The sequence below is a fragment of the Selenomonadales bacterium genome (assembly GCA_017442105.1).
Classification (GTDB): Bacteria; Bacillota; Negativicutes; order RGIG982; family RGIG982; genus RGIG982.
Genome location: JAFSAX010000021.1, coordinates 1 through 5019 on the forward strand (window position 1 = coordinate 1; position 5019 = coordinate 5019).

At 49.3% G+C, this 5019-nt stretch carries 5 protein-coding genes; all 5 read right to left on the bottom strand.

Translation table 11 applies throughout. The features are described from left to right. Positions 1 to 204 (bottom strand): orotate phosphoribosyltransferase (locus tag IJN28_00870; GenBank protein MBQ6712323.1); only part of this gene is annotated, 204 nt, incomplete at its 3' end. Then, positions 204 to 920, bottom strand: coding sequence for an orotidine-5'-phosphate decarboxylase (pyrF, locus tag IJN28_00875; GenBank protein MBQ6712324.1), 717 nt, complete (start codon positions 918 to 920; stop codon positions 204 to 206). The genes pyrF and IJN28_00870, both read right to left, overlap by 1 nt. A gap of 14 nt (positions 921 to 934) precedes the next feature. Beyond that, positions 935 to 1846: a dihydroorotate dehydrogenase gene (locus IJN28_00880; GenBank protein MBQ6712325.1), complete on the bottom strand. Its 912-nt coding sequence runs from the start codon at positions 1844 to 1846 to the stop codon at positions 935 to 937. Further along, entirely contained in the window at positions 1847 to 2605 is a 759-nt protein-coding gene (locus IJN28_00885) for a dihydroorotate dehydrogenase electron transfer subunit (protein ID MBQ6712326.1), read from the bottom strand. It lies immediately after the preceding gene. Further along, the coding region (gene carB / locus IJN28_00890) for a carbamoyl-phosphate synthase large subunit (GenBank protein MBQ6712327.1) at positions 2598 to 5019 on the bottom strand (2422 nt) is incomplete at its 5' end. The genes carB and IJN28_00885, both read right to left, overlap by 8 nt.

Sequence of the window (5019 nt, forward strand, 5' to 3'; positions counted from 1 at the left end):
TACAGGGCCTACTACGACTTCTACATTATCGTCAGCGAACATTTCTGCCATGGACTGGCAGAGTTTTTCTGTATGTTTCGGGTGCTGGAGAACTTGGAATTTCTCAACATACATCGGGCTGTGAAGTCCCGAAGTAAGAAGGAAATGACCTTCCAAGATAGCACCTGTTTCGATAAATAACTGTTTTACTTCTTCTTGCGTCATCATTTGAATGCGCCCTCCATTTCTTCTAAGATGGCTTTCGCTGCTGCCTGACCGTCGGGTGCCGCCGTGATCGGACGACCGACGACGAGATGTGTCGAGCCTTGACGAAGTGCGCTCGACGGTGTTGCGATACGGCTCTGATCGTTGACTGCGGCGCCGACAGGACGTACGCCCGGAGTTACGATCAAGAAGTCATCACCGCATACACTGCGGATGGCAGAAGCTTCTTGCGGAGATGCTACGACACCGTCCATACCGCTTTCTTTTGCGAGGAGTGCAAGACGAACGACTTGATCGCTGATCTCGCACGTGTGTCCCATCTGTCCCCACTGCTCTTGGTTCATGCTCGTGAGAATCGTAACAGCAATGACCTGCGGACGTGCAATCGACAAACGTGCAGCTTCATCAGCAACAGCTTCGACTGCTTTTTGCATCATGAGGGAGCCGCCGCTTGCGTGTACATTCATCATGTTGGCACCAAGACGCGTCAAGGCACTGAGACCTTTGGCAACGGTGTTCGGAATATCATACAGCTTTAAGTCCAAAAAGACGTTTTTCTGCTGTTCTTTTAAATAATGGATGATCGATTCTCCAACCGAATAATAAAGTTCCATACCGACTTTGTAGTAAGATACGCTGTCGTCTAAGGAAGTTACGAGCTGTTTGACAGGTTCGTCACTGGAGTAATCGAGTGCTACGATCAATCTATCTTTCATCTTTTATGCTCCTATTATCCGATTTTGACTTGACCAACGATGTCTTGAATCGATTTGATTCCGCGTGCATCGAGATATTCATCGATACCGCGCGTTACGTCCATCGCGACTGCAGGATTAACGAAGTTGGCCGTACCGATGGAGACGGCACTTGCACCTGCCAGGAAGAATTCGATGGCATCTTCTGCCGTCATGATACCGCCCATACCGATAATGGGGACTTTGACCGCTTGTGCGACCTGCCATACCATACGGACAGCAACAGGTTTGACAGCAGGACCCGAGAGTCCGCCAACGATGTTGCCGAGGACAGGTTTCCACGTTTTCGTATCAATGACCATGCCGAGGAGCGTGTTGATCATCGAGATGATATCTGCACCTGCATCTTCGACATATTTTGCCATTTCAACGATATCAGTCACGTTCGGAGACAGTTTGACGATGACAGGAAGGTTCGTGTGTTTTTTGACTTCACGAACGACTGCCGCCGCACTTTCGGGACGTGTACCAAAGGCGATACCGCCTTCTTTGACGTTCGGACAAGAGATATTAAGCTCGAGTGCGGCTACGCCGTCAACGGAGAGCTTCTCTGCCAAAACGCCGTATTCTTCCACGGTAGAACCCGACATATTGACGATGACGGGAAATTCATACCGTTTGCATTGCGGAAGGATCGTTTTGATAAATGTATCGGAACCCGGGTTTTCGAGACCGATACAATTAAGCATACCAGCAGGGGTCTCTGCGATGCGAACGCCTGCATTACCACTGCGCGGATTGAGTGTCGTACCTTTGACTACGACTGCACCGAGGTCGTTGAGGTTCATAAAGTCGGCGAATTCGATACCGAAACCGAATGTGCCCGATGCTGTCATAACAGGAGTTTTCATTTGAAGGCCTGCCAAATTGACTCTTAAATCTGCCATTTAAAAGACCTCCTCTGCCAAGAATACAGGTCCGTGCGAGCAGACCTTTTTGCGCGTGCCGTCTTTTGCTTCGCACGTACACGAGAGGCATGCACCAAGACCGCAAGCCATGTGTTTTTCGAGCGAAACATAGCAAGGTACTTGATATTCTCTTGCGATTTCGGCAACGCGTTTCATCATGATCTCGGGGCCGCAGGTGCAGATAGCATCATACGATTTTTCCGCAAGGATCTGCGGGAGTGCATCGACGGTAAAGCCTTTCAGTCCCATCGAGCCATCGTCCGTCGTGACATAGATATCTTCACACGCGCCGTAGTAGCTCGTCCAGAAAAGATCATCTTTTGTACGACCGCCCATAAGGATATCACTGCATCCGACCGTATTGGCTACATAGATGAGCGGCGCGATACCTACCCCACCACCGATGAGGAGCGTTCTTTTACCTTGGAGCTTATCTGTCGGGAATCCGCGTCCCAGCGGGCCGAGGAGACTGATCGTCTCCCCTGCTTTACGCTGCGATAATACTTCCGTACCTTTACCAATGGTACGGTAAATGAGTACGATCTTATCGACTGCGACATCTGCGATACTGATCGGACGACGCAGAAGCGGAGCAACTGTATCGGATACCTGTACATGCAGGAACTGACCCGGTTTTGCGATAGCCGCGATCGTCGGCGCAGTCAAGGTGATCTCATACATTCCTTCTGCGACCTTGCGATTCTGGAAAATCACTGCATTTTCTAAATGCTTAGGCAAGCTGATCCCCTCCGCCAATATAATCTTGCAATGCGAGTGCATAGACCAAACGGCGTTCTCTCATGAAGTTCAATACGCGTGCAATTTCTTTTGCCGTATCCATGGAAGTAAGGCACGGAATTGCATGTTCTACCGTTGCACGTCTGATCTTGAAGCCGTCACGTTCCATTGCGCGACCTTGCGTCAGCGTGTTGATTACCATGTTGATTTTGCCTGTTTTGATCATATGGATGATGTCGGCTTTATGCTCATGTACTTTCTGTACACGTTCTGCTTTGATGCCTGCTTCTTGGAGTGCTTTTGCCGTGCCTTCCGTTGCTACCAAGTGGTAACCGAGGTCAGCGAAAAGTTTTGCCAATTCGCAAGCTTCTTGTTTATCTTTGTCTGCTACTGTGAAGAGTACTGTACCGAACATTGGAATGTTCATACCTGCACCTGTGATCGCTTTGTAGAGCGCACGTGCATAGTAGTAGTCTGTACCCATAACTTCACCCGTCGATTTCATTTCTGGGCCGAGGGAGATATCGACTTGCTGCATTTTCGCGAACGAGAATACAGGTGCTTTTACAGCAACGTACGGTTTTTCTTCCAACAGACCCGGTTTGTAGCCGAGTTCTTTGAGCGTTGCGCCCATTGCAATGCGCGTTGCTACGTTGATCATCGGAATGTTTGTTACTTTGCTGAGGAACGGAATCGTACGGCTCGAGCGTGGGTTAACTTCGATTACGAATACACCGTCATGTGCGATGATGTACTGGATGTTGAGTACACCTTTAACATTGAGGCCTTTTGCAAGGCGTGTCGTGTAGTCGATGATAGTGTCTTTGATCTCCTGCGAGAGCGTCTGCGGCGGATATACTGCGATACTGTCACCGGAATGTACGCCTGCACGTTCTACGTGTTCCATGATGCCCGGGATAAGGACTTCTTCGCCATCGGAGATACCGTCGACTTCGACTTCTGTACCCTGCATATAACGGTCAACGAGAACCGGATGTTCCGGAGATGCTTTTACGGCTCTCTGCATATAGTCTTTCAGCTCTTCGCTGCTGTATACGATTTCCATTGCACGGCCACCGAGTACGTACGACGGACGAACAACGACCGGATAACCGATCTTTTCCGCTTGGATGATAGCATCTTCCGCATTTGTTACCGTAACACCCTGCGGTCTCGGGATACCCGTTTCTTCAAGAAGCGCATCAAAGCGTTCTCTGTCTTCTGCTCTGTCGATATCGTCAACAGACGTACCGAAGATCTTCACGCCTGCTTTTGCAAGTGCTGCCGACAAGTTGATAGCCGTCTGGCCACCGAACTGAACGATAACGCCTTCCGGCTGTTCTTTGTCGATGATGTTGAGTACATCTTCCGGCGTAAGCGGTTCAAAGTAAAGTCTGTCGGATGTATCGAAGTCAGTACTTACCGTTTCCGGGTTGTTGTTGACGATGATCGATTCATAACCCATCTGGCGAAGTGCCCATACGGAGTGAACCGAGCAGTAGTCGAACTCAACACCCTGACCGATACGGATCGGACCGGAACCGAGTACCATGACTTTTTTCTTATCGGAAGCGACGTTTACTTCGTCTTCCTGTGTATAGCTCGAGTAGTAGTACGGCGTTACTGCTTCGAATTCAGCCGCACACGTATCTACCATTTTGTAAGACGGAACGATACCGAAGCCTTTGCGGATCTCGCGAACTTCTTCCATCGTTTTGCCGATAAGGCCTGCGATCGTTTTGTCTGCAAAGCCCATTTTTTTCGCACGCTGCATCAGATCAGCCGTCATAGCTTCCGATTTGAGCTCGTTTTCCATTGCTACGATGTTAGCAACTTTATCAAGGAACCAGTTGTCGATACGCGTAATTGCATGAATTTCTTCCGTTGTGATACCACGGCGGATCGCTTCTGCAACTACGAAGAAACGCTGATCATCAGAACATTTGAGTTTTGCATGGATCTCTTCTGTCGTGCAAGCTTCAAGTTCTTCCATATGAAGATGGATCAAACCGATTTCGAGCGAACGAATCGCTTTGAGGATGGACGCTTCGAAACTGCGTTCGAGCGACATAACTTCACCCGTTGCTTTCATCTGCGTACCGAGCGTACGGTCAGCCGATACGAATTTATCGAATGGCCAACGCGGGAATTTCGTTACGATATAGTCGATCGTCGGTTCGAAGCACGCTTTTGTCGTTTTCGTAACGGCATTCGTGATCTCATCCAACGAATAACCGATAGCGATCTTACTCGTTACTTTAGCGATCGGATAACCCGTAGCTTTCGATGCAAGTGCACTCGAACGGCTGACACGCGGGTTAACTTCGATTACATAGTAACGGTTGCTGTTCGGATCGAGTGCGTACTGTGCATTACAGCCACCTTCGATACCGAGCGCACGAATGATCTTAATA